At 40.7% G+C, this 25,321-nt stretch carries 21 protein-coding genes and 1 tRNA gene; 6 read left to right on the top strand and 16 right to left on the bottom strand.

Translation table 11 applies throughout. From position 1 onward, the window contains the following. Nucleotides 1-74: 74 nt before the first annotated feature. The 3 genes from Q91_RS04475 (at nt 75) to Q91_RS04465 (ending at nt 2,808) form a co-directional block, all read left to right on the top strand. The gene (locus Q91_RS04475) at nt 75-1,367 is read left to right on the top strand and encodes an integrase arm-type DNA-binding domain-containing protein (RefSeq protein WP_015005696.1); all 1,293 of its coding nucleotides are present in this window, start codon (nt 75-77) and stop codon (nt 1,365-1,367) included. Nucleotides 1,368-1,470: 103 nt separating this feature from the next. After that, entirely contained in the window at nt 1,471-1,650 is a 180-nt protein-coding gene (locus Q91_RS04470) for an AlpA family transcriptional regulator (protein WP_015005695.1), read from the top strand. Between the two features lie 237 nt (nt 1,651-1,887). Continuing rightward, a complete protein-coding gene (locus Q91_RS04465) occupies nt 1,888-2,808 on the top strand; it encodes a site-specific integrase (RefSeq protein ID WP_015005694.1) in 921 nt (306 codons plus the stop codon). Nucleotides 2,809-3,199: 391 nt separating this feature from the next. Here the strand turns inward: Q91_RS04465 and Q91_RS04460 are convergent, their stop codons facing one another. From Q91_RS04460 to Q91_RS04390, 15 genes are all read right to left on the bottom strand, one after another. Then, the gene (locus tag Q91_RS04460; RefSeq protein WP_015005693.1) at nt 3,200-3,916 is read right to left on the bottom strand and encodes a glutathione S-transferase family protein; all 717 of its coding nucleotides are present in this window, start codon (nt 3,914-3,916) and stop codon (nt 3,200-3,202) included. Nucleotides 3,917-3,953: 37 nt separating this feature from the next. Next, nucleotides 3,954-4,811 (bottom strand): 2-hydroxy-6-oxo-6-phenylhexa-2,4-dienoate hydrolase, encoded by an 858-nt coding sequence (gene bphD, locus Q91_RS04455; RefSeq protein ID WP_015005692.1) that lies wholly within the window; start codon nt 4,809-4,811, stop codon nt 3,954-3,956. Between the two features lie 58 nt (nt 4,812-4,869). Beyond that, nucleotides 4,870-7,254 carry an RND family transporter gene (locus Q91_RS04450; protein ID WP_238538361.1) on the bottom strand — a complete coding sequence of 795 codons (2,385 nt, stop codon included), beginning with the start codon at nt 7,252-7,254 and terminating at the stop codon, nt 4,870-4,872. Continuing rightward, nucleotides 7,247-8,356, bottom strand: coding sequence for a photosystem II stability/assembly factor-like protein (locus tag Q91_RS04445; protein WP_015005690.1), 1,110 nt, complete (start codon nt 8,354-8,356; stop codon nt 7,247-7,249). Before Q91_RS04445 ends, Q91_RS04450 begins: the two co-directional genes overlap by 8 nt. 126 nt (nt 8,357-8,482) lie before the next feature. Next, a complete protein-coding gene (locus Q91_RS04440) occupies nt 8,483-9,703 on the bottom strand; it encodes a DUF1329 domain-containing protein (RefSeq protein ID WP_015005689.1) in 1,221 nt (406 codons plus the stop codon). Nucleotides 9,704-9,740: 37 nt separating this feature from the next. Beyond that, on the bottom strand, nt 9,741-11,300 hold the full coding sequence (locus tag Q91_RS04435; protein ID WP_148271124.1) for a DUF1302 family protein: 1,560 nt from the start codon (nt 11,298-11,300) through the stop codon (nt 9,741-9,743). 217 nt (nt 11,301-11,517) lie between these two features. Then, nucleotides 11,518-12,549: a 2,3-butanediol dehydrogenase gene (locus Q91_RS04430; RefSeq protein WP_015005687.1), complete on the bottom strand. Its 1,032-nt coding sequence runs from the start codon at nt 12,547-12,549 to the stop codon at nt 11,518-11,520. A gap of 31 nt (nt 12,550-12,580) precedes the next feature. Continuing rightward, on the bottom strand, nt 12,581-13,060 hold the full coding sequence (locus Q91_RS04425; RefSeq protein ID WP_015005686.1) for an aromatic-ring-hydroxylating dioxygenase subunit beta: 480 nt from the start codon (nt 13,058-13,060) through the stop codon (nt 12,581-12,583). A 1-nt stretch (nt 13,061) separates the two neighbouring features. Further along, nucleotides 13,062-14,243 carry an aromatic ring-hydroxylating dioxygenase subunit alpha gene (locus Q91_RS04420; protein ID WP_015005685.1) on the bottom strand — a complete coding sequence of 394 codons (1,182 nt, stop codon included), beginning with the start codon at nt 14,241-14,243 and terminating at the stop codon, nt 13,062-13,064. 25 nt (nt 14,244-14,268) lie between these two features. Next, nucleotides 14,269-15,339, bottom strand: a complete 1,071-nt coding sequence (locus Q91_RS04415; protein WP_015005684.1) for a sialidase family protein — start codon at nt 15,337-15,339, stop codon at nt 14,269-14,271. Nucleotides 15,340-15,377: 38 nt separating this feature from the next. Further along, the gene (locus Q91_RS04410; protein WP_015005683.1) at nt 15,378-15,626 is read right to left on the bottom strand and encodes a ferredoxin family protein; all 249 of its coding nucleotides are present in this window, start codon (nt 15,624-15,626) and stop codon (nt 15,378-15,380) included. A gap of 2 nt (nt 15,627-15,628) precedes the next feature. Beyond that, nucleotides 15,629-17,380 (bottom strand): FAD-binding protein, encoded by a 1,752-nt coding sequence (locus tag Q91_RS04405; RefSeq protein ID WP_015005682.1) that lies wholly within the window; start codon nt 17,378-17,380, stop codon nt 15,629-15,631. Nucleotides 17,381-17,400: 20 nt separating this feature from the next. Then, a complete protein-coding gene (locus Q91_RS04400) occupies nt 17,401-17,925 on the bottom strand; it encodes an aromatic-ring-hydroxylating dioxygenase subunit beta (protein ID WP_015005681.1) in 525 nt (174 codons plus the stop codon). After that, nucleotides 17,925-19,256, bottom strand: coding sequence for an aromatic ring-hydroxylating dioxygenase subunit alpha (locus Q91_RS04395; protein WP_015005680.1), 1,332 nt, complete (start codon nt 19,254-19,256; stop codon nt 17,925-17,927). The genes Q91_RS04400 and Q91_RS04395 overlap by 1 nt, the downstream gene beginning before the upstream one ends. Before the next feature lie 118 nt (nt 19,257-19,374). Next, nucleotides 19,375-20,979 (bottom strand): MFS transporter, encoded by a 1,605-nt coding sequence (locus Q91_RS04390; RefSeq protein ID WP_015005679.1) that lies wholly within the window; start codon nt 20,977-20,979, stop codon nt 19,375-19,377. A 395-nt stretch (nt 20,980-21,374) separates the two neighbouring features. On the opposite strand from Q91_RS04390, the gene Q91_RS04385 reads away from it, so the two are divergent. The 3 genes from Q91_RS04385 to Q91_RS04370 all read left to right on the top strand — a co-directional run bounded on the left by Q91_RS04385 (nt 21,375) and on the right by Q91_RS04370 (nt 25,113). After that, a complete protein-coding gene (locus tag Q91_RS04385; RefSeq protein ID WP_050999769.1) occupies nt 21,375-21,980 on the top strand; it encodes a Crp/Fnr family transcriptional regulator in 606 nt (201 codons plus the stop codon). 937 nt (nt 21,981-22,917) lie between these two features. Next, a complete protein-coding gene (locus Q91_RS04375; protein ID WP_015005675.1) occupies nt 22,918-23,601 on the top strand; it encodes a hypothetical protein in 684 nt (227 codons plus the stop codon). Nucleotides 23,602-23,610: 9 nt separating this feature from the next. Beyond that, nucleotides 23,611-25,113, top strand: a complete 1,503-nt coding sequence (locus tag Q91_RS04370) for an AAA family ATPase (RefSeq protein WP_015005674.1) — start codon at nt 23,611-23,613, stop codon at nt 25,111-25,113. Nucleotides 25,114-25,218: 105 nt separating this feature from the next. Here Q91_RS04370 and Q91_RS04365 read toward each other — a convergent pair. After that, a tRNA-Ser gene (locus Q91_RS04365) sits at nt 25,219-25,310 on the bottom strand. Nucleotides 25,311-25,321: the final 11 nt, after the last annotated feature.

Below are 25,321 nucleotides of genomic sequence, written 5' to 3'. Positions count from 1 at the left end.
ATTTCGGCAAATTCGTCTCATTTGGTAAAATGTAATCACACGCCACATGATGGGTAGGATGAGGGGTACGACAGATGAAGAAAGTTAAAGAGCTAACACCAATTGAAATACGGCAGTTAAGTGATAAAGGCAGATACCCTGTGGGTGGGGTAGCAGGCTTATATCTACAAGTAACGCCACCTTCCGGTAAATCATGGCTATTGCGAGTCAAAATTGCCGAAAAGCGACGTGATATAGGGCTGGGGATCTTTCCCTCCATATCACTGGCAGATGCCCGAGAAAAAGCACGTGAACTTAGAGAACTCGTCAAGTCAGGAATTGACCCGCTTCAACAAGCAAAAGAGACCAAACTAGCCCAAATCATTGAACAACGTAAAAATAAAACCTTTGCTGAAGTAGCCCAAGAGTGCCATGCATTTAAAAAAGCAGGATTCAAAAACCAGAAACATTCACAACAGTGGATATCAACGCTAGAGACTTACGCCTACCCTACCGTGGGTGATATGGGGGTAGATGATATTGGCATTAATGATGTGCTCGCCATCTTAACGCCTATTTGGGTGACCAAGACTGAAACTGCCACAAGGGTTCGGCAACGGATGGCAACTGTCTTCGATTATGCGATAACAACTGAGATTCGTACAAAAGCCAATCCCGCTCAATGGAAAGGCCGATTAGATAACCTATTAGCTAAGCCTAAGGATGTACTAAAGAGCCAAGATAAAGATGACCGCCACCACCCTGCTCTACCAGTTCATCAAATGAATGAATTTTTCATTAAATTACTTCAAGAAAATTACATGAGCGCTTGGGCATTAGCATTCAGCATACTAACCGGCTCTCGAGGTGGTGAAGTCCGTTACATGACCTGGAACGAACTAGACATAAATAATGGGTTATGGTGCGTCCCAGGCAACAGAATGAAAGGTGGTAAGTTACACAAGGTTCCACTGTCCGTCCCAGCATTATCTGTCCTTAATTTAGTAAAGCGTGATTTAAAGTCACCCTACGTTTTCCGAAACACCCAAGGAAACCCATTATCAGATTCGGCGTGCAAGAAACCCATCCTAAAGTTGCATAAAGCTAAAATCAAACAAAACCCGGCAAGCGCTGGTTATATTGATCCAGATCAGCGCAATCGCATTGCTACCCCAAATGGTTTTCGCTCTACTCTCAAAGATTGGGCCCGTTTACATACAACATTTTTAGATGAGGTCTCCGAATTGGCATTAGCACATGTTAATAATGATAAGACACGTGCTGCCTATGCGCGTAATGAGCTACTAGATGAAAGAACAATATTAATGGATGAATGGGGGAGGTTTTGCATAGTTGGCGAGTCTTCACACCTGCGCTTAGCAACTTGATGAGACCTACTATCAATTTTATTAACTTAATTTGCTTTTCAAATATGACAAATGTGTCGTGTAGCGCTAGTCTTAATAAAAGACGACTTAATTAAGGAAGAAAATGTTAGGCAATAAAAAACTTATTAGTGTTACCACGTTAGCCAATAGGTATGACGTCACAAAAGCCACAATTTGGCGTTGGGCTAAAGAAGGTACACTGCCATCACCTGTTAAAATTAAAGGCTCAACTCGCTGGTCGGTGGCTAAGCTTGATGAATGGGAATCAACGTTGGGCAAATAAGCAGCCTATCGTTATATACGACAGCCAATTTCACCGTCAGACAACTAGAGTTGAGCACAACAATGTATCAGCACAGTAACACGACATTGACACTAATAAAGGTTGAGCTAATAACCACTCATTCATATGCATTCATGATAAAACAAGAGCATTTGGCGCTGATGAAAAGCCTCAGCACCCACATACTTCGGACAAAAATTCCTGTCCAAAGTATGTTTAAACATCAAAGGCTATTTAATGGATAACCACGCGTTATCACCTAAAACCATCAAGCAGTACCGTGGTTTAGCCAATAACTTTTATAAAGGTATTACCGGGAATGTTACCCCAGACAGTATGGCCGCTCACCTTCAATCACTAGCCTGTCAGCACAAGCAAGATACCTGGCGAAAACTACGGCGTGCTATTTCATATGACCAGCATGATAAGGGATATATTGAACCAGCAAAACGTATCTCTAAGCAGACATACCCGTCTACCATATTGCCATTAGATAGACCGTATATAACACCAAAAGTTAAGACTGTTAAACATGAAGAGTTTCTCAACCTCTATCATGGAATATCGAACAAAAACCTAAAGGCCGCCCTTGTTGTCGCTAAATTCACAGGCTGTAGACCAGCTGAAATGCTGTACATTAAATCGCTGGGTAATAACAAATTCTTTATCCCGAGTGCCAAGAGAACAGAAGATGGCTTACGTGGCCTCGATCGAATTATTCAATTAGATGAAAAATTTGCTTGCATGCTCGATACAGCAATAAAAGCATTAGCTAAGCTAGATCCCGATAAAGGCCAAGTAGCATTGCAAAAAGCCTTATACCGTGCCACCAAGAAACTATGGCCAAGGCGTAAAAAACAGATTGTTTTTTACAGCTTCCGTCATCAACTGGCATCTAATTTAAAGTCAGTTGACATGAGCAACAAAGAACGCAGTTACATCATGGGACATCAATCAACTGCGAGTATAGGGCGCTATGGCAATAGACGATCTGGCACGGGTGCTTGCTCGATAAGTGCTGGAGTCACGCCAGTTGAGATTAATAAGCTTGTCAGAAAAGAAACATCAGTCGACTATCTAGACAACGATCAAGCCTCGGCAAAAGACAAGTCATCAGACAGCAATTCAAGCCTCTCTTCAACATCAACACTTTCATGAAGAATACGAATGATAGTGATTGTCACCCCCTAACTGTCTGTATATAATTAAGTGTCTTTGAAAGCAGTGCATTCGAACTAGCGGTTAAAGCTCAGTCCGTTCACGACAGAGAAAGGGCTTATCTACTAATAAGAGAAATACTGCCTCTATATCACCAATGTACTTAACCGCCTGATCATCGCTCTAAGTTTTGGCCGTATATAGCCAAATATCCTCTAGTATCAATAAGCCTCCAAAACTGACACACACATAAGCATCAAATAATGATTCACCTTCGGGTTGTTATTTTTGTGCTTTTTAGTTTTTTGTGATTGCAATCATTTCAAATAAGAAAACCAAAAAACATTTAATAAAACAGGTGACAACCGACCTTTCTTCAGCACAGTTTTTACTATTGATTTGGGTAATATTCCGCCAAAATTCGTTCACAATACTGAACTAAATTTAAATAGTTCCGAGCTAGGTTATTGGCCTTATTGTCTATGGGTACACAAATGAACTGAGCTAAAATTCCAAATGCCACGGCATCAAATGAACTAGGCGCATTCCCAAAGAAATATGGCTTATCACTTAACGTAGATGCTAAGGCAGAAAACGATCGTTCCGTTAGCTTTAACACTCGCTCCGTAGAGTGCCTGCCTATACCTTGCTTGTATAAGTTTTTCACAACTTCTTTACGAGCGATTAAGGGAACAATTTTGTTAAGGGGGTATGGCATGGATGAAAAGTATGCTTTTTTAATATAATCCCATGTATCATCCATAGCCCAGCGAGAATAAACTAGGCACCAATATAAATTTTCATCAAGAGATTTCCCCATTAAATACGAAGTGCTTTTTTCTTTTGTTGTTAGTTTTGAATCAAGTTGAACATCAAATTTTTCTTGCAAGTAGGCAATAATAAATTCTGAGTCACTAATGGTCTTGCCCTCATCAATTATAAAAGGTAATTTCCCATTAGGAGCCTTCCTTGGGTTTCTATAATCGGGACTACTTTCAAAAGGGATATTTGCAAACTTCATATAGGCATCCACTTTTAAAACAAATGGGCTTAAATCAGCCAAGCCGTAATGTGACCCATAGTTATAAAGCTTTATTGTCGATGCCATATCTTATTTTATAAACCTACTAACAAAAACTTACCCACTAATTCTTAAGAAAAGAAATTGCTAAGGCGTTAAAAGACTCCGCATGCTCCCATTGAGCCCAATGCCCACATTGTGGAAACACATGAAGTTGCGCATCTGGCATGTGATTTATTAACTTCCAACCATGGTCAATAGGTACAAATCGATCATCTCTACCCCACGTAACGAGTGTTTTTGCCTTAATCTCACCCAATCTTGGGGTAACGTCCAACGCAGTTATCGGTGCTTTTTTGAATGATTCTACAAAGTCCTTCAGGTGTTGTAGGTTTCCTTGTATATTTGCCCAACGCCCATCTCTTAAATCTTGAGTGATTTTTTCTGGGGCAAAAACAAATGTACCCAGCATGTCTTCAAAGTTTTCATACGTAGGTTCGTTATACAGCTTGAACATTTTACGAATACCTTCTTGCGGGCTTGGTTGAACTAAGCTTTTACCCAAGCCACCCGGCCCCATTAACACCATTTTTTTAAGCCGTTCTGGGTAATCAAGTGCAAAGCTAAGTGATGAGGCGCCTCCCATTGAGTTACCGACCAAATCTACCTTATCGATACCGAGAACGTCGAGCAGACCTTTTACCGCACGAGCATTTAAAAAGCCTCTTGCCACATCGCTGCAGATTTCACCCGATTTATTAAACCCTGGGCAATCGACCAGTAATACACGATAACCAGCATCAACAAAAGCATTTATATTTCGGTAGTAGTTGCTCCAACCACTTGCGCCCGGCCCCCCACCGTGCAACATAACGACAACGTCACCTTCCCCAGCATCATTATAATGGATTTTAAAATTCTCAAGCCCTTCTTCGTTTATCGTGGCATAGTTACTCGTTGAAGCTTCAGTTATTTCGCTCATTTCTTTTTTCCTATTAAATTGTTTAGATTCATTATTTTTAGTTTATTAACTACTAATATCAACGTTTCACCTCCTCGTGTCGCCAAAAGAATTTTGGTTTAAAGGTATTAACAAATAATGGAATTAATACCAGAGCACCAATACAGTTAATAATCATAATAAGCGCCAATAGTAGCCCCATATCAGCCTGAAAACGCAAATCCGACATAAAATACCAAGAACCAACAGCAAAAACCATCGTTATAGCAGTCACAAAAATGGCTCTACCACTGGTGAAAATCGCATGCCCAACCGCATGATTTAACGTTGGTCGGTCTGGATTTTTATTTTCCTCAATCGCCCGACTCAATAGATAAATACCATAATCAATACCTATGCCCATACCAACGGATAATATGGGTAACGTATTAACATTTATACTGATACCCAACTTAACCATAATTGCAGCAATAACCACGTCTGTCAGTAATAAAGGCACTAGCAATATAATAACGGCAACGAATGAGCGGTACCCAATCCAAAGAAAAACAATAATAGCCAGAACAGTTAAAATAAAATTAAGGCTCTGTGCTTTTGAAACTTCATTATTAGTCGCCGCAGCAATACCTATACTGCCGGCAGCCATACGTAAAACACCATTCCCTAACGAAGTATCCTCATTAATTTTCTCTATTGTTTTCTCGGCAGCTGCGACCATCGTCCTAACTGTTGCCGCTTTATGATCTGGAGCAAATACACGGATACTGGCATCCTTGTAACGTCGATTGAAAAAGTAATCAAAATCACCTGGTGCCGAACTTGATTGCATCAGCTCCATATTTTGGGCTAACTCTTGATCCGTGATGGGCAACACTTCAAACTTAGGATAGTTTCCAGACAAACTTCTTTTGACCGTGGGTAATAAATCAATATATGAAAGGCTCCCTAATACATAGCCAGCTGAAGACATCTGCCTTTGGAATTCCCACATTTTATTCATGATTTGAATGGACCTGACACCCTGATTTAGCTCAGCTTTGGTATTACCTTCGACTGGTGGTGGTTCCACTATAACTAGCAACTCATCCGTCCCCACAAAGTTTTTAGCATGTAAAGAAACGGCTTGATTATAGCTAGAATCTTGCCATAACAAGCTTGACCCCGGTTCGATCTCGCCTACCTGTAAATCTTTTGAAACCCATAAGGAAACAACTGTGATAACTAATAAAAGCCCCCAAATGACCTGCCTATTTTTTGAGCTTTCAGTTAAATAAGAAACGCCCTTAAGTAATGTATGCGTGTAACCTCGATCAAAAGCAGGCTCAGTCAAATCGAACTTCACTGGCTCCCTCATATAATTGAGTAATAACGGCATCATAATTAAAACACTGATAATTACACTCAACGACCATACACCAGCGAATATAGCCAACTTTTGCATGATCGTAAAATCAGCTACTGCAATCAAAAAGATACCTGCTGCATCTGTTACAACACCTAACACACCCGGTTTGAATTGTTTTTTAATCAGCAAAACAATATTGTCTTTCTTGCTATTCCCGTAGTCATATAACTCAAGATAGCGCATACCCATTTGAACTGAATGACTTAATGTACGAGCCATTACTAACATTGGTATAACTAAGATCAAAGGGTCCATTGACCAACCTAAAACCCCTATAAATCCTAGCCCCCAGATAGCACTTGTAACTGACGCAATACTAGCTAAAAACACCAATCGAATGTTCTTTGAAAGGTATAGTAATAACGTTAACATCAAAAGAAAGGATAGTAATAGTATCTTCAATACACCATGGTTGTTAGTGTATACCCAACCTGTCAGTACCGGTTCGCCAAAAAGATAAACTTTTGACTTATCATCTGTATATGTTTTTTCAAGCTTGCGCAAATGCGCAAACACCTTTGTATAATCAATCTCATTTGGGATTAAATTTGCTTTAAAATAAGCAGCCTTTTTATCGAATGACACATACACACCTATCAGCCCAGGCGTGCTTTTTATAATAGAATCAAAATCTTCTAGTTCTTTAACTGATTTTGGTAGAGGTTTATCAGCGGGCAATAGTGGAACGCTATAAGAACCATATTCATCAACTTTTGTCCATCTAACTTTTCTTGATGCTATAGAGAAAACTTGGTCATGATTTACATATGGAGTTGCATCAAGCTCTTCTGTCATCTTTTTAATTTTTTCCAAGATATCAGCTTGAATAATATTTCCCTCCTTAACCTTAAGGATCATGCTCACTGAAAGTGGTCCACCGTATTGAGTTTGATACTTAAGGTGTGTTTTTATAAATGGGTCATGCTTTGGTAGCATTTCACTGTAAATCGTTTTAAAAACAACATCCTTTGCATAAAAGGCTGCAACAGTTGTTACAGCAAGTCCCAACAACAAAATCAATAGCCTATATTTATATATGTTATTTGCAGATTTATTCACAAGATTTAAACCCCTTTACATCAGCATTACTATGAAAAACATTAGCGATAAAATTCAATGGAGTTGACTTAACGTTGCCTTTATTGCCTACCATTACTAATTCATTGTTCGTAAAGAGCATATCGATATACCAACCTATGGGATCGTCACCTTTTAATCTTTTACAAAACCAGTCCTTCCAACTTTTTGAAATAAATAATTGGCGATAGTTGGCTATTAAAATATTCACACCGTTTACTTGTTTAATTCCGTATAAATCAAATTCCTTTTTTAGTTTTATGCTCTCCCAATTTAAACCACCGTCAGAACTATGGATAACCAACCCTTTTTGACCTACAGCTATAATATCTTGTCCTTCATTCGAAACAACACAGCCATACAAGGCTGGCTCTATGCTACCACCGTGCAATTTCACCCACTTCGTACCCTCATATTTAAGCAGTAGGCCATATTCACCCACAACGAAGCTTTCACCTGCCTCGCTTGAGCATGATGAATATAAGTGTGGTAATGATTCACCAAGCTCTTTCCATGCCCTTTTCAAGTACACCCCCCAAGGAAGCTGCTCTTCATACCATGTTTCAAAAGGTGCGGTTGCACTCATAAACAAACCATAAGCTCCCACAGCAAACACTTTGTTATCATTTGCCTCTAGCAGATCAAAAACAGCTTCACTCTGCTTTAATTGAATTGGCTTAAATGTTTTTAGCGAAACATCTGTTTTATAAAGCCGGCCTCTGTCAGCCCCAATTAAAACAGTGCTATTTTGTAGTTTAAGAGCGCTGTACAGGTTTTTCTTTGACCCAATATTAATATTGGAAAACCTGCCATCGTTGGACACTAAAAACAGTGACCCACGTGTACCTGTCAGCAATTTACTCTGCTGTGTCAGTGACGTAATTGAAAAGAATGAATCCCTTTTATTGCCAACTGAATCACCTGATTCATGCTGAGCAAATATAGAAGGGGCCGACAATTTTCCGTTAGCTGCACTTTTCTGAACGGGTGCATTCGCATAAACGTCTGTCGTATAATTGATAGACGTAACTATCAATAAGGTGCTGGCTACCAGCCCTTTTCGTATCATATCAAGGGAATACATATTTTTCCTACAAGTTCGATTCAGCAAAAACTTAAAGCCTAAATTGGTGCCAAGAATAATAAAAAACTTATAATACGTCTCTATGGCTCTATAAAAAGCCATAGAGGCGTCTATCAGCCTCGATGGCTACCTTGATGCATCCTTCATAGATGACTTATCAAAGAACCTTAAACTAGGATTTTGATTTATCTTAAGGAATGCTTGACCTGACAATGTCGCTTCCTTTGTCTGAAGATTGTAAATTGACAACCAGACCGGGCGAGGAAGATTTTCTTCGTTTAGAATCCAGTCTTGAGTAAAGGCTTTATATAAAGTACCTTGCTTATCGTAAATTGCAAAATCCGATGTTCTAAATGTTTCGACATCAATGGTCATTATCTTTTTCCCATAAATAATATCTGGGTTTCTTGGAGTCGCTTCAATAATAAAAACATCCCTTAACTCAACTGGACGTTGTGCATTTGGGAAGTACCCTTTATGAAATGTAACTTCTTCGGGGTATTGCGCAACATCAACTGACCCATGTGTATGCACCAACATTTTCTTAGTTTCAAGGATTTTAAAGCTCCATAAACCTAGAGGGTCGGAAAAACCACTTATATCACTTTGTGTCATTTGAGAGCCTGCCACAGCATCGGCCCTTTGTGCTGTAGACACCTGTCGAACCCGTCTAAAAGAGGGTAGGTAGACATATGATTCTGGCAAACGGCTTTGATTCTGAAATTGAATATCAAGCGTCACAATACCTCTAACATCATACGGTTCTAAGAATACAAAAAAGCGCCGTAACAGCTCATCATCGTAGCCATCTATGTAGGGCTTTGGTTCAACTTGAGTCCTTGCAGACATATTGATTTGTGCACCGGCCATAACAAGGTTTTTATACACTTCACCAGAAGCATCAACATAGAACAAACGGTTTAAAGGAGATAAAACGCCCTTAGGTGAAGACCAATCATCGCCTTGCAAACCAATATTTGCCACTTGGTAATTTTGCATAACCTCAATACCAGATTTAGGCTTTAAAAAAGGAATGCCGCCAATCCAAGGGGACCCATCCGCGAGACCAATAGTCCCATATTCATCAAGTATTTTTGCCTTACCAGCATTTTTTCGAGACAGAGCCATATAGTCAATATTGTCCAATGCCCCTGGAGCCGATGTTTCTGTTACTTTTTGTACAAGCCCCATTTTGATGAGCTCAACAGTTGAGTCTAAAATATATTCTTTATACTCATTAACATTTGTTGCATCAATAATATCCCCTACCATTGGGGCTTTAGCTTGAACAGCACCACTCAATAAAAGAATTGATGAGGCACATATAACTTTATTAATGTATTTCATTTTTTATATCTCCAAACTTCTTAATTATAATTTACCGTTAAAACTGATATGACACCGCTAGGTTAAGTTCATCTGTGTGGCTAAAGGCTGCAATACTACGTTCTTCAGAACCACCAATTGCGTTGTAGTAAGCCCATACACGCCAGTTATCGCCTGGTTGCCACCGCACTTGAGGTTGTAACCAATAACCATCGTCTAGATCAACAAGACCAAAAAACTCGAAAAACAACTGATCACCATAAAATGGCTGACTCAAGCTTAACGTTAATTGGGTTTCATCTTTACGTGCTGGCAAGCCATTAATATCAGTATCAAGGTTGATTTTTTCACGTTCGGTATAAATAACCTGCGCTGAAATGTTCATCGTTCTTGTTTTTGAAAAAATAAACGTTGGACGATCTATGCCTAACATTATTTTCATTTCATCACGATGAACAACACCCAATGCATCTTGTGGATTTGTAGGACCAAACGGGCCAAACACAAGATTTGAGGTGGATTTTGCAAAGGGCTTATCAAAGGTATAAGACATCTCTCCTCTAAATACCGTCGCAATACTGTCGGAATACCAGTTAAATGAAGCACCGGCTATGTCTAGGCGCTCATGCGTCACTTCGAGTACAGGTAGGAAACCAACAAATGCGCCAGCACCAGGGAATGGACCCGCTGGAACATTAACTGGAACTGAACCAATAGCAGACGTTACTCCATCTTGGTCAATTAAACTCAAATAATTTAAGGTGTAGTTAAAACTACCGACTGAGCCTAATAAGCGAATTCCCCATTGGTCATCACCGCGTCTATCATTCGTATCATCTGCTGTGATGAAGGTAGAGCCTGCAGCAAGAGGAATCCCTGATGGTACAAACCCGCCAAATCCGTCAGGCGTGCCATATTGCAATCCTGCATCAGCTGGATCGGCCACACCATTTCGTGGCAATGGGTTTACATTGAAAGGTGCGCCTATATCAGCTTGTACGGTGGGTACAAAGTCACCTGGGTTATAAAAGAAGTCCACACTCATATCTTTGATAGGTAGTTGATACGTAAATCGCGCCATCCATAATGGAATACGACGATGATCAAATAATTCACCACCTCCTTCAAATGGATGCCATGCATTATCTAATGGGTTAACAACATCTAATAACCTAACACCATCTGACTCACCCCAAACAATGTTTTGACGACCTAAGCGTGTCCAGAAATTACCCTTTCTAACATCGACAAATAATTCCCAGATTTCTGCTGAAGCCGTGTCGTTGCTCGCATTCATCATCGTGCCACGATCTTTAAGGTTATTGGATGCAGGAAAAGCATCATATTCATCAATACCACCACTTAAGTCTTCCGTTAAGTCGTAGGCAAATTTTATCCGTGAAAATAAACGCACACTATCGAACATCCCTTTCCTTAAACTTTCAGGCCGATAATCAAAATCCGCAATACCCCAAACACGGTTTAAATTAAAATCCGGGTTATCTGCTTTACCCAATGCCGCATTGGCAGGATTTTTATCGTTGGTTGTAGAGATAGCCGTTTGCGCTCTAACAAACCCCGTTATATTTAAATCACCATCTAAATAGGGTTTAGCCATAACACTAGTGCAAGATACTGCGATTGCCGTTACCCCCGCTAAATGATTTATTATTTTTCTATTTTTTATTTTCACAATTCATCCTCTTGTCATTTTATTTACGTTGTACCACTAAATTACTCTCTCCTTTTGGCGCCCAATTAACGCCCACTTCTAAACATTAGCACTTTCGAATATAAGGATAAACTTTCATTAGCAAATTATTATTTTTTAAATATTACCTAGCCGGGTCCACTAGTACTTTAACTTCTTCTCCCGTGCCGTTTACAAGAGGCAATATTCCCTCTTTTACAATTTCATCCAGTGAAATTTTCTTGGTTATCTGCTTGCCAGCGTCAATAACACCGCGAGCCATTAAGCCCAAAACTGCCGGAAAGTCATCGTGCATCTCATACCCAAACATAAAGATAATTTCATGCTCGGCTAACAAACTATTATTAGTGTTAATCTTGGCAACTTCACCCCAAGCCGACATTTCAATAAAACGCCCTCGCTTACGTAAACAGCTAAAACCAAGTTCAAGGGCCTTTTGAGTTCCCGCGCAGTCAAAGACCACATCAACACCAATCCCTCCTGTTCGTTGCATGACTCGTTCTTCAGCACCCTCTTCTACCGGGTTATATACCTGTGTAGCACCTAGCGAGCTGGCTGTTTCTAACCTTAACTTATTTGTTTCTGTGACCAATACATCCGATGCACCAGCGGCTAATGCACATTGCATGACAGCTAAGCCTAAAGGACCTGCACCTAGGATTAAAATTCTTTCGCCCACTTGCAACCTAGCCCTTCTTACAGCATGAAAAGCAACAGCAAAATGTTCTGTAAGTGCGCCAACTTCAAGAGACACATCTTCTGGTAAAGCAACAAGCAAACGTTCTGGGACTGCAACATAAGGAGCAAACGCGCCATTTCGCGTAAACCCAACCCAACCCGGTTGCTCACAAAGGTGATATAAACCATGAACGCAGTAATGACACTGTCCACAATAATCCATTGGAATAACAGTGACCCGGCTGCCAATAGAGAATTTATTACTCATATTTCCACAAGCAACAATGGTTCCGGCCGTTTCATGCCCAAGCACTACATTAGCTTTTGCAAACATGGGCCCCGCCTGGTACTCGTGTAAGTCTGTACCACAAATACCCGTATAACCAACTTTCAAAATAACTTCATTTGCCTCAGGTGTCGGCTCAGCTATTTCTTTTATTTCTATCGACTGGTTCCCCAGTAACATCGCTGCTTTCATAAAATCATTCCTTTTAACCGTGTGTTAATTTTTATAGTGGGTACACTAGATACCTTGGTGGTGTATTGTCGATAAAAGCGGTTTTAGAAACGAATACGGCACTTGAACCTGTTATTTGAACCATATCTTCATAGTGTCCCATTGCAATAATACCCGCCACGCCAGATGCTTCCGTATAAGCAATAACAAAATTAGAATGCACTTCATATAAGCCACTGCCTAAGTCCATCACCATATTGCGTTGGATAGTGTGCCTTGTTCGATAAGGTTCGACCGTACCCGCCCAAACATCCTCTATAACTTTTACTTTATCAAGGATTCTTTCTTTGTTATCGTCCATCATATAAGCCAACGGTAGGCCCCGTTCAACGTTGTCCATACTAAAAACATGGTAGGCAGCCTCTTCTGCAAATAAGCCCACCCAACCGTCAAACTCTTTTTTATCAAGCACGTAGCCATAGGTCGCGAGCAAATCATCTATTTTGTAGCAATTCTCTATATATTCATTCATGTCATTCACCCTCTAAGCTGCTAAAACCCATAACATCGCGATAGTGCTCCCACCATACCGTGTTACTGGCCTCATCATTTTGCGTCCACTCTTCCCTTGGTTTGCCAACACCTTTTACAAAGTGGGCTAAGCCTCCGTCACGTGTTGTAGCTTGAACTCGGTTGTATATAGCAGCATCTTCAATACTAATATAACCAGAAGGCCCGAGAAGGTTTGAGGACTGGCGAATGCGATGCTCCCGATATTCTGAAGTATCACTCTGATGACCAAAAAACGTATAGTGCACTTCCGTCTGGTTGACACCTAATGGGCGTGCAAACCGTACATTAATAGTATCTAAATGCTTTGTTATACCGGTTACTGGCCTTAATGCGACAACTCTCGCTCTATCATCTGTTCCGTGAAATTCAACAGAACTTGGGTCATTTAAAAAGCCATTGTCTTTATAGTGTTTAACTTGATAGTTAATACACATATGGCCATAGGGATCTGCGTTGATTAATTCTCCCTTAGAACCTTGCCAATCGAGCAATTTAAACGCTGTGTGTAACAGAGGCGCATGGTAAGGATCATTATCAATATAGGCTTTCCAGTTTGCCTGGTAGATAACTTTTTGGTAGCCAATTAATTCCAATTTACCATCGTCAAGCATACAGTCGGATAAGGATGGTGCTGCATCTCCCAAAAAAGTTTTCAACGTAGGTGCCAAAGGGTCGCGAGTCACAAATATCAAACCAGCATGTTCTGCAACACGCAACGACGCAAGTCCATAATCTTCACGTTTAAAATCAGAACGAAACTCACGCTGACCCGGAGCACCACAAAAAGAACCTTTATTGTCAAAAAGCCAGCGATGATAGGGGCATTCAAATTCCTCAGCGACACCACAAGCTCGTTGTTCCAGTAACGCACCTCTATGCGAGCAACTGTTTACAAATGCTTTAATATCATCATCTTTTGTTCTTGTAATAAGTATGGGTACCTCTGCCAACCATGTGGTTTTAAAACTACCTAACTCTGCTAATTCGGCCCTATGTGCAAGTGGGTGCCAATAGGCTCCATAGAAAAACTGCTCCAGTTCATGTTGGTATACAGCTTCATCAGAAAATATTTCTTTGGGGATATCTGCAGAACTACCAAAACGGTTGGCAATTGAGCCTCTAATTTTTTCGAAATCAGTCATTTTCTTCTCCTAAATATCTGTTTAACTAGCCCATTGGATGCAAATGAGTAATGGCGCCCAAGTTATTCGCTAGCAAACCCCATGAATCTCCGCCATCAAATGAGGCGCAGATTTCACCGCCTGTCGTTCCGTAATAAACTGCTGGCCGACCGTCATCTGAAAGTCCAGTCTCTAAAGCCCAAACCATGTCAAAAAGTGCATGTTGCGTTTTATCAGGGACTGGCAACCAACTAGCACCAGCATCTACACTTCTATAGATAGTAATATCAGCACCCTTGCGGCGCCTTAATTTAGAAGGAGACAAGAAGTAAACATTCCCCTTTAGCGCCCCTATCGTTAGTTTAATTAGAGAAGCCCAATGTGGAGGAATACCATCAGCAGCAGCTAAAAATACTGTATTAGCATCATTTTCGGCAAAACCTATCGCATCTTCACAATAAATTCGGTGCTCCAACCCGTCATTTGCCTGTCGCCATGTCTCACCTGCATCCTCGCTGCGATAGATTCCTTGACCACCCTTATAGACACCCGTATCTGTTCCAGTTGCAGCAATTAAAACATCTGTGTTACCTGGGTGCACTATGACCCTATGTAAATCATGCCCTACACCTGTAGCTGCTTTCCATGTTTCACCCCGGTCATGGCTAATTAAAAACGAACCCACTTCAATCAGTGCGTAAATAGTATTTGAATTAGTTGGATCAACTACGATAGAACGTACATGTGGCACTTTAGGTGGAACCGGAAAGCTCCAGTCTTTAGATTCTGGAACTTTGCTAAGATCACCACAGCTCACCCATTTCGAGCCTTCATAACAATATATATTAGCGGGCTCCGTACCCGCATAAATTCGTGTGGGGCATTGGGGATCAATCGCCAAGGATCGAACATCTGTATACGGTAAATCCTCTGTAATATCCTGCCAGCTTTGGCCACAATCTGTTGATATAATTACCCCTTTTTTAAAAATACTTACGACAACTGTAGAGGCATGGCTCGCCATCGCCATAAATTGCTTACCATGATATACAGCATCTCCAATATCACCTGCATCATTTAATGTGAATAGTCCTCGCTCACCTGCACAAATTAGCATGTTATCTCCTATTAGTTATTCGGTTACGTAAATGATAATTAAGTACGTTGATAGTCAAGGAAAGGTGCTGGAATATGAAGCTCATGTGTCACTGTTATCGCATCAACATGGCAATCAATAGCGCATAAGCGGCATGAGTGACATTCATTAGGATAAGCAACGACAACCTTCCAACCTTTTACTTCCCAAGGATAACCATCTTCTACCAAACGAATCACATCTGTTGGGCAACTTTCTATGCAAACATTACAGCCATCGCACAGGTCTAAATCTATATGTTCAATCATCGTTATTTCTCCTCAGCAAAGCGTTCAGGGACAGGATATGGGCTTGGTAACCGACCGGTGGGCGGCTTTATTCGCCATTTGTCGTAATCTAAATCATGGTGTGTAAAAACTGGGTCTTCTTCGCCGTCTACCTTTTTCACTAGCAACCATTTAAGCCAGTTATCATTGTCTTGATATGGGTAATCAACACGGAATAGCTCCCCGCGACTTTCAGTTCGCTCTAGCATGGCAAAGCAAGCTAATATTGCCATATCTAAGTAATTTTTAACTTCATGCGCCTTTTCCAACTCATGCATATCAGGTGCAAAAATCTTAGGTATCCGTTCTTCACGCAGTGTTTTAAGTTGATTAATGACATGCTTAATTCGCTTCTCTGTTTTAAATAATGCGAACTCCGCCGTTGATGTAATCTCACCAATTTCCATCCAAATATCTGACGACCTTACTTGGCGGAGTTTTTTCATTGGTTTGAAATACGCTGTTAAAATTTCATCAACTCGTCCCTCATTAATCGATGGAATTTGAAGCTCATCTGAACGTTTTTTTGCATGTTCAGCGGCACGATGCCCACCAACCATTGAAAATGTTGAAATACCACTGCCCGAGATACCTGACATTAAGTGCGGACAAGACGTACCGTAACCAGTCGCATACAGACCAGGAATACTGGTTTCAGCATTAAGACCAATATTTGGTCCGCTAGAGCTTAAGGTGCCAATAACAACGAACGGCCCCAGCTCTAATGTATCTTTAGACGGGTCAATTTTAAACTCGTTAAAAGCCCTTTCAACTGAGGGGCTCACCTCATACAGTACCTTAATATCTTCTTCTGATACATGACGAAGGTCTAAATAACATGGCCCTCTGCCTTCAATGTTCTCTGTAATAATGGCTCTTGCAATCTGGAATAAGCCAGACAACTCACCCCAAATTGGATCATACTTTTCCATAAAGCGTTCGCCACTTGCATTTTTGAAGTGCGCACCGACCCCTTGTATCTTTGCTTGGCCAGGGGTAAAAAACTTATTATTAAAGTTACTCCATGCAGCAAATGTAGCAAACTCCATCCCAGCAAACTCAGCGCCTGCACGCCATGCGGCAGCATGAATTTCACCCGTACAGTGATCGCCGAATGCATAATGAATTTTTGGATAGAAAGGTCCGCTATTTAATATAACGCTTTTCGCTTTGAAAACGTGCGGCTGCCCCGTGCGAATATGCACACCAACAGCGCCAACGATTGAACCATTAGTTGGGTATTTGTTATCACTGGTCAACAGCTCAATAACAGCCACCTTTTCGACTAGTTTAACTCGCTTGGCTTTCATTCTTCGTCTGAGCACTTCCATGCACGCACGACCATCAACCCCTAATGTAGTCCCTAGTTTATGGCCACGAACACTAACATACCTCAAGTTACCTTCCGCATCTTTAGCATAAGGAACGCCTAATTTAATCATCTCCTGCGTTCTATCATATGCCTCTAGAATGTACTGCTCCACCCAGTCCTGATCAGCCATGTAATTAGCACCAACCACGAACTCATCCATCCACGCTTCTAGTTCTTCACCTTCAACTTTCTTATCTGGTGCATATTGGCTATGCACATAGGTTGATGGGCCTGCGCGGGACACAACTGCTTTTTCCACTAGCGTAACACTCTGACCTAACTCTGCTGCCCGCAGTGCAGCAACTGCCCCACCGAAGCCACCACCAATAACCAATACATCTGATTCAAAATCTAATCTATTCACAATTTAATTCCTCTAATTTCCTACAACAAACTATTCATATTGGCCATCAGGATTGAATTTTGAGTGATTAACACCTTTCTTTTAACCAACTCAAACCTCCCGTTATCCATAATTCGCCAAACATCTTGCCGACGGGCGGCAATATGCTTTTCTTGGTCGAGCATACGATTTCGCATAAATAAAATCACCGAGTCAACTCTTAGTTCTTGAGTGCTTCCCCCATAGCTAACTTCAATGTTAGAAATGCTACGTACCTCACGTGGACGAGGGTCAAGACTTGACTGCATTGGTTTGGATAAGCGCTTTAAACGCAAATCCATTGAGCTCATGTCATCATCATAATGATCATTATCAATAGCCCACTCTGCCCTCTTTTCTCTTACATAACGGCTACGACGGGCCGGAATCCAGTAGTGCAGGTCAGCTGCTAATAATTCTCGCCAACCGTCAAAATTAAAATCATCTAATAAGCGAGCCTCATAAAACAGGCACTGTTCAACATCATGATGCAACTCCATACTCACTTTTTCTTCAATCGTAGTCATTATTCGGCTCCTTCTATACTTCTTGGTGCATCCAAGGGGATATCACTTGATTTATCCGCTTTCATAAACAACGCCCAGCGACGGTAATAGCCCCTAAACCCAGTGTCTGACATACGCTGATCAGTCAAGCCGGGCAAATCATCTCGTTTTTGCTCACGCCCAAGCCCCATTGAGTAGTTTGAAATTAATTTAGACCCTTGGTAAGCAGAAACCGTATTATCAATACGTTCCATATTGGCACAATCATCGGTTTCAAATAATCCAGACGTTCCCAACATTCGAGCATTGGCTTTTACTTGTTCGTGTTTAAGCTCAAGCGGCATATCCTTTTCAACCACCGTCCACATCCAAATTTCACATTCATTGGGACCTAATGGGTGAATCTGTCTAAAGGTAAACCCGGGGACAAACATGAAATTAGGGAAGATCCCACCATTAATTGATGAGCCTGGCATCATGCCTCTACGGGGACCTAGGTGTTTAATATAGTTTTCACGTTGCGAACCAAGGTAAGCCATCCATTCAGCCATATTTTTATTCAGCACATAAGCTCCCATACCATCAAAGTGCAGACCCATGCTGTGTCCATTAACAGTAACAGCGACACCAAGCGCATCACCTTCTTTATCATCATTCTCTTCTATTCCAATACCGCCTTCTTTACCTTCCATACAAATTCTTGCCGCTTGGCCGTGAGCTGCAAAAACGTGGTACGTGTCAGCGAAGATATTTTCTGAAGCGACTTTCCAATTGCATTGCAAACGTTGCCGCATCGGTCCTCCAAGAAATTCAACACCTGTTGGTAAAGGTGAGAATATGGCGTCCACATACCATTTATAATCACCTAAATAATCATCAAGAGACGGTGCTTGCTCATCAAAATTTCCAAAATACAAGCCTTTGTACGACTCAACGCGGATTGGCTTTAACCCATGCCGTTCTTTGTTAAGCTCGTTATGCCAACCACTGCTCCCTTCATGTGGCACATCTAACAAATCACCGCTCGAGCCGAACACCCAACCGTGATACGGGCAGGTAAAGTTAGTTGCATTGCCTTCTTCAGAGGCACACAGCAATGGCCCACGGTGTGTACACGCATTTAAAAAAGCTTTTAAGGTTCCATCTTCTTGGCGGATGACAATAACGGGGTCTTCACCCATAAAAGTAGTTAAGTAATCCTGCGAATCAGGTAGTTGCGTTTCATGCGCTAAAAACAACCAGCTACGACCAAATACCTGCTTCATTTCCAGTTTATGAATGTCTGCATCGCCGAATATTTCACGGCTTACGTATGCGCCGTCTTCACTCACCAGCTTATCAATCTCAATCATTGCACGCCTCCTTAGGGCCTATGTATAGGCAAACTTTTATTTCCAAATAATATAACCCCTGTATTTACCGCTCCCGTTGACAATCATCAACGAAAACTGGTTTTTAACTAAAAGTACTTCATGACAGTTTTGCAGAGGGCTTTTTGTTATTAACGATAGCCATCTGATAAGTAACCTTGGGCCTTATATCTCCTTTATTCAGCTCAATAAGCCTGTTTTTAATCGCCTCATCATCTATTGTTTTCCGCTGCTGTTGACGCAGTAGCTCAAGCCATGACTCCGCCATATAGACTTCTGAATAAGATCGTTCATTCTCGCTATCATTAAATAGCTGCCAAAAGTAAGCACCATCTCGCTTTCTTATCTGACAACTTTTATTCATCAATGATAAAAACTCAGCTTCGTCAGCTTTTGCAATACTATATTGAATGCTAACCATTACCGGGCCTCTAGTGTGATCACGGCTATCTACTGGGTAAAGCACTGGCCAATTGCTAGATGCTGTTAGATTTAAAACTTCATCACTAATGTGAAATGACTTAGTCAACGTTGTGCTTAGCAATAAGCCTACGGCAGGGATGGCTATTGCTACTGTCAATCCATAAGCATCTGCTAAGTAGCCCCATAAAAAACTCCCTACTGCCATACTGCCACCAAAACAGACCATCAACACGCCCAGACCACGTGCTAAAACCCACCGTGGCAAGGCTAATTGGGTGGCTACGCTTAAGCATGAAAAACTTAAAATCCAAGAAACACCTAAAACTACAATCATTAGAAACAACGTATATGGGTTTGGTATAAACGCTATTAAGAACAACACGGCCGATAACATGACCGATGCCAAAGCAACAATGCCACTTCGCGACAGGTGACGCTGGCAACGCGGGAGTAAAATAGCCCCCATAATCGAACCAATACCAACAACAGCCATCAGCAAGCCAAAACCATTGGCACTCACTTGCATTTGACGAATCGCAATTACTGGTAACAATGCCCAAGAGACACTTGCAAAAAAGAAAAAAACCGAACTTCTTACGAGTACTGTTCGTATTTCAGGAGAGTTAAATGAATAGCGCAGGCCCGACTTTAATGCCCCATAAAATCGCTCAACGGGTATCGACGAAACTGAACTTGTTGTAGTTGATTTCCAATGATAGGCCGCATAAATCATCGGCAAAAATGAGATCGCGTTAATGGCAAAAACTACCGTTGTACCAAACATGTAAATAACATAACCACCGACAGCCGGCCCAATTGCCCTTGTTACATTATTACTCAATGTGTTCAGAGTAATAGCACTAGGTAAATCCTTACGAGGAACAAAATCCGGCACACTTGCTGCCCAAGCAGGGCGCATGATGGTATTGCTGATATTTAGTATAAATGTCAGCAGCAACAGTATAAAGGGGGTTAAATTCCCTCGGTAAGCAACAAAGGTTAAGACCAGCGCTGACAAAAACAACACAACATTGAATATAAACAATATACGTCGCCGATCAAAAAGATCTGCTAACACCCCAGAGGGGTAAGCCAACAATAAGAACGGCAATGATATAGCCGTTTGCACCAGCGCAATTTGCAAATTGGAACTCGACAGCGTCGCCATTAACCACGTAACCCCAATCTCATTCATCCAAGAACCGATATTTGATATTGTAATGGCTATCCAAACCATCCTGAAAAATGTTGACTGAAATGGCCTTGTTAACGAGTCTTTCATTATTTAACCCACTTTAATTATTTACATGCTATTTTTTTAATGCATAGCCTGAAGCCAAAGCATCAACTAGGGCTCCTATTTAAAATCAGAAAACCAAATATCTATTGACATAAATCATTGAAAAAGGAAACTCTTGTTGTAGCTCAGCTCCCCTCTACATAGCCCTTTGATTAATTAACCGTAGGTTAAATACTTTGAATCTAAAACGAACACTAGTTTTGTGTAGTGTTTTCAGTGTATCCTTGGCTGATTATTTTTTAATTTAAAGAGCAATGTCGGGACCGAATATCGCAATAAAGAATCACTGTGACGAATGCGCTTTAGCCGGCCGTTGCTTCCCTTCCTCTATTCCTAAAGAAAGCCTGTTCCATGTAACCCAAATAATTACCAGCAATATGTCGTACAACAAAGGTCAGCTTCTATACCGCCAAGGGGAAAACACCCAACACATTTATGTTATTAAATCCGGCTCAGTTAAAACCTATATTACCAATCCTGATGGCGCGGAATATATAAATGGTTTTTACATGACAGGCGACATTATTAACATGGAAAGCGTTTATAGAGGCATACATATGAACTCTGCTACAGCACTTGACCATAGCATCCTTTGTAAAGTTAGCTTCATGAAGTTAACTGCCTTAAAAGATGAGTTTCCTATGCTTGCAAATATGGCTATTAGAGTATACAGCCAAGCGTTAGCACTTTCTCAAGACCTCCTCAAATGTATTTCAAAGAAATCAGCATCTGCCAAGCTAGCAACTCTTTTACTTATTTTGAACAATCGACAAGGCACCCAAAACTTAGATCCAAATAACCTTCATTTGTGCATGAGTCGTCAAGATATAGCTAATTACCTTGGTCTAGCAACAGAAACATTAAGCCGTGCTTTTACACGACTGACAGAGAGCGGATGCATTATCAAACATAATAGACACAGTGACTTGTCTATTCATGATAGAGAATTATTACAACGTTACGCTTCTGATATTGAGCAGTAAAGCACGATGTTTATTTAAACTAACCGCGTTTCAACACTATATCTTTAGCATCTTTAGCAGAGTTTTTTTAATTCTTTTTTTCATTGATAGTTATTAATAAGCTGCCACCCCGTAAAGAGTTACTCTACGGGGTCAATACACTCAATGGATAAAACAATAAAAACCCAACTCATCATTAATAATGAAACTGACTTGGATGTGTTTCTTTTGACAGAGCTTGGGTTATCAAAACGAGTGTTTTCAGAGTCTGAGTTACCCCTAATTTACTAGACATCTTACAGATTGCGCCAATAACAGTATCTTATTCACTCATGCCGACTTACGATTACCACTGTAAGACCAACGACCAAATCATCGAAGTCAAACATAGCATTAAAGAAAAGCTTAATACGTGGGGTGAGGTTTGTGACAAAGCAGGAATAGATATGCAACATACCTGCTGAAACAGAAATCACACGCATCATTACTAAATGCAGTGTTAACACTAGAGAAGAGCCAATCACTCTTTCTTCAATATTGCCAAAGTAAAAAACAATACAAACTTAAATGGTGTGTCATTTTGTTTTATAATTTAACACACACTATGTGTTATCGTTATCTTTGTCCGTTATTCAAAATAAAACAGATGCAAATTACTCCACAGCAGATCACTAAACTTAGGTTGAAAGCTAACCTAACCCAAGAAGAGGCTGGGAAGGTAGTCTATGTATCGAGGCGTACTTGGCAATCGTGGGAAACGCCTATTGATCACCCTAACCATCGCAAGGTTACTATTGGACTCATTGAGCTTTTTTGCATTAAATTCAACATCCCCTTCCCACCAAAGGTTTAATCAAGACTTGACAATGAACACATAGTGTGCTTTAATTACTCCATAGCTGGAACAGCCAGTTTTTATTTAACTATTAATGCACACTAAGTGTTTATGGGGATTACAATGACAACTTTAAATATAACTAAAAACCCACTATCAACAGCAATAACAACTGAACTTAGCACACAACAAATATTGCTGCTCCCTGGCCCTACATTAGATAGGACAACCACAATAAAATGCAAAAATTGTGGAGCGACTCATACTTACAATAAAAAAGGTAAGGGGCGAAGAAGACAACACTGCTCAGCTTCATGTGCAGCTGAATACCGAGACAAGCAGCCTAAGACCAAAGCAGCTAGAAGGAATCGACTTAGAAAATACAATGCGAAATACCCAGAAAGACAGTGGCATAGTGCAACAAAGAGTTCTGCTAAAAAGCGAGAAATTGATTTTTGCTTGGATGTGAACTTGTTTAAAAGCAGGATACAAAAAGGAGTTTGTGAGTTAACAGGCTTACCGTTTCATAGTAGCGCGGGCTCTTTGACGAAAGGACGTGGTTTTTATTCACCTAGCATTGATAGGGTTGATAATGCAGTTGGTTACATTCCATCGAATGTACGCATGGTCATTTGGGGCGTAAATTTAAGCAAAAATAAATTTGCTGATAAAGACCTTCAAGCGCTGTCATTAGCAATGGTGTTGGCGCATATTCCGAAATCTGGTCATGACAGTTTATTAGAGCTATTACCAACTAGTCTAATCGCATCGTTACCTATTGGACACCCATGCGCAAGCATTCATTAGGAGCAACACATGAAAAAGAACAACGAAGACCCTCATGATGCAGTAACAAAGGCAATCAACAATGTGTTTAAGGAAGATTATTGCACTGACCTATCAATGATTATTTCAAAAGTTCAAGATCAAGATGGAAAACTACCCAAAAAAGTAGTTCAAATATGGAATGAACTTCATAATGGGAAGGCCACTATTTTTGGTGACCGGGAGTTAGACGTAAGCATCAGTCAATTGAGTTACCAAATAGCTGGTCAATATCGTCACAATGTTGGGTTAGATGTAGAAAGGGAGTTTCTCTTTGTCTCATGGTGTCGCTATGCAGCTACTTTTGCACATTACAAAGCAACTTTTGATCTTTTTTTGTATGCAATTGACCATGAGATGGATGAAGATATTATTGCCTTTTGGTCTAGAAAGACCATTGATTTAATAGCTGAAGAATTAAGCTACTGTTTCGATAAAATCAAACAGAACAATCTTGTACAGCAGGCTCATCTAGTTATTCGAAGGGTTTCATATATGAACCCTAAGCTTGGGCTGAGTCATGTATTTACTTTAATGCAGTCGCGAGCACAAACTGATAACCCAGATTCGAAGCATGTACTCAGCTCCATAACCGACGACTTAATTGAAAAAATAGGTGGTATTCGAGTTCTTGAATCAATAGAACCCAGCGGTGATAGGAATGTACGTGCCGTGTGTGAGAAATACGAAGAATTAGTAAAAATTCCTGTTACCTTAGTTCGAATTGGCGATTTGAATAGTGTAAAGAAAACCTTGGATAAAGAATTCCCCTGGTTTCACAAATTAACACAAAAACTAATTTCTTCATTGCAACTTCGGTTACTAGGCAATGGGGACTTCTTTATTCCACCACTGTTAATTTTGGGTGATGCTGGTATTGGTAAGACTTCTTTCAGCTTACGCTTTAGTCAATTGATAAAAGTACCTTTCCGTGCGATTAGCCTTGCCGGAAAAAGCGATAACAGAGACCTCGTTGGCACATCGAGGGGCTGGGGAACCGGGCAGCCTTCAATGATAATTTCGCTGATAAACCAACACAAAGTTGGAAACCCTATTGTATTGGCCGATGAAGTGGATAAATGCGGCGGAAGTGATCATAACGGACGAGCACTTGATACCTTGCTCACATTATTTGAACCCACATCCGCTAGACATTTTTTCGATGAGTATTTATGTGGGCGCTGTGACTTCTCACGTGTGAGTTGGATTTGTACGGCTAATTCAGTAAAGCAAATCCCTACTACACTCCTAAGCCATCTTGATGTTGTGACAGTCGATAAGCCTGAATTTGAGCATTATTCAGCGATAGTTAACCGTAGTATTACTTCATTTTTTGCCGAAAATGGCATTCACTCAGCGCATAAACCAGTTCTTGAAGAAGCCGATTGGAAATGGCTTCAGGGTTATTACACCTCGCCACGCATCACTAAAAAAGCGGTGTACAAATGGTTGGCTTATCGTTTATTATCGGCATCAAACGACATGGTTCACTAATATTTATGTTGTTTTTTATGGAAATTTTAATCATTTCCAAAAAGAGGGGCAGGATGAGGGGTAAACCAATAAATCATCTCTAACTTATTGGTGTATATGGGTAAATGGCGGAGAGAGAGGGATTCGAACCCTCGATGGGCTATAAAACCCATACTCCCTTAGCAGGGGAGCGCCTTCAGCCGCTCGGCCATCTCTCCGGAATTTATTA

It is taken from the genome of Cycloclasticus sp. P1 (genome assembly GCF_000299965.1).
GTDB lineage: Bacteria > Pseudomonadota > Gammaproteobacteria > Methylococcales > Cycloclasticaceae > Cycloclasticus > Cycloclasticus pugetii.
The sequence above is the reverse complement of the archived record's forward strand: the minus strand, read 5'-3'. Positions and strand labels throughout refer to the sequence as shown.

Coding starts and splice junctions, on each gene's coding strand:
- Q91_RS04475 (WP_015005696.1), top strand. CDS start 75: ATGAAGAAAGTTAAAGAGCTAACACCAATTGAAATACGGCAGTTAAGT.
- Q91_RS04470 (WP_015005695.1), top strand. CDS start 1,471: ATGTTAGGCAATAAAAAACTTATTAGTGTTACCACGTTAGCCAATAGG.
- Q91_RS04465 (WP_015005694.1), top strand. CDS start 1,888: ATGGATAACCACGCGTTATCACCTAAAACCATCAAGCAGTACCGTGGT.
- Q91_RS04460 (WP_015005693.1), bottom strand. CDS start 3,916: ATGGCATCGACAATAAAGCTTTATAACTATGGGTCACATTACGGCTTG.
- bphD (WP_015005692.1), bottom strand. CDS start 4,811: ATGAGCGAAATAACTGAAGCTTCAACGAGTAACTATGCCACGATAAAC.
- Q91_RS04445 (WP_015005690.1), bottom strand. CDS start 8,356: ATGTATTCCCTTGATATGATACGAAAAGGGCTGGTAGCCAGCACCTTA.
- Q91_RS04440 (WP_015005689.1), bottom strand. CDS start 9,703: ATGAAATACATTAATAAAGTTATATGTGCCTCATCAATTCTTTTATTG.
- Q91_RS04435 (WP_148271124.1), bottom strand. CDS start 11,300: ATGGCTAAACCCTATTTAGATGGTGATTTAAATATAACGGGGTTTGTT.
- Q91_RS04430 (WP_015005687.1), bottom strand. CDS start 12,549: ATGAAAGCAGCGATGTTACTGGGGAACCAGTCGATAGAAATAAAAGAA.
- Q91_RS04425 (WP_015005686.1), bottom strand. CDS start 13,060: ATGAATGAATATATAGAGAATTGCTACAAAATAGATGATTTGCTCGCG.
- Q91_RS04420 (WP_015005685.1), bottom strand. CDS start 14,243: ATGACTGATTTCGAAAAAATTAGAGGCTCAATTGCCAACCGTTTTGGT.
- Q91_RS04415 (WP_015005684.1), bottom strand. CDS start 15,339: ATGCTAATTTGTGCAGGTGAGCGAGGACTATTCACATTAAATGATGCA.
- Q91_RS04410 (WP_015005683.1), bottom strand. CDS start 15,626: ATGATTGAACATATAGATTTAGACCTGTGCGATGGCTGTAATGTTTGC.
- Q91_RS04400 (WP_015005681.1), bottom strand. CDS start 17,925: ATGACTACGATTGAAGAAAAAGTGAGTATGGAGTTGCATCATGATGTT.
- Q91_RS04395 (WP_015005680.1), bottom strand. CDS start 19,256: ATGATTGAGATTGATAAGCTGGTGAGTGAAGACGGCGCATACGTAAGC.
- Q91_RS04390 (WP_015005679.1), bottom strand. CDS start 20,979: ATGAAAGACTCGTTAACAAGGCCATTTCAGTCAACATTTTTCAGGATG.
- Q91_RS04385 (WP_050999769.1), top strand. CDS start 21,375: ATGTCGTACAACAAAGGTCAGCTTCTATACCGCCAAGGGGAAAACACC.
- Q91_RS04375 (WP_015005675.1), top strand. CDS start 22,918: ATGACAACTTTAAATATAACTAAAAACCCACTATCAACAGCAATAACA.
- Q91_RS04370 (WP_015005674.1), top strand. CDS start 23,611: ATGAAAAAGAACAACGAAGACCCTCATGATGCAGTAACAAAGGCAATC.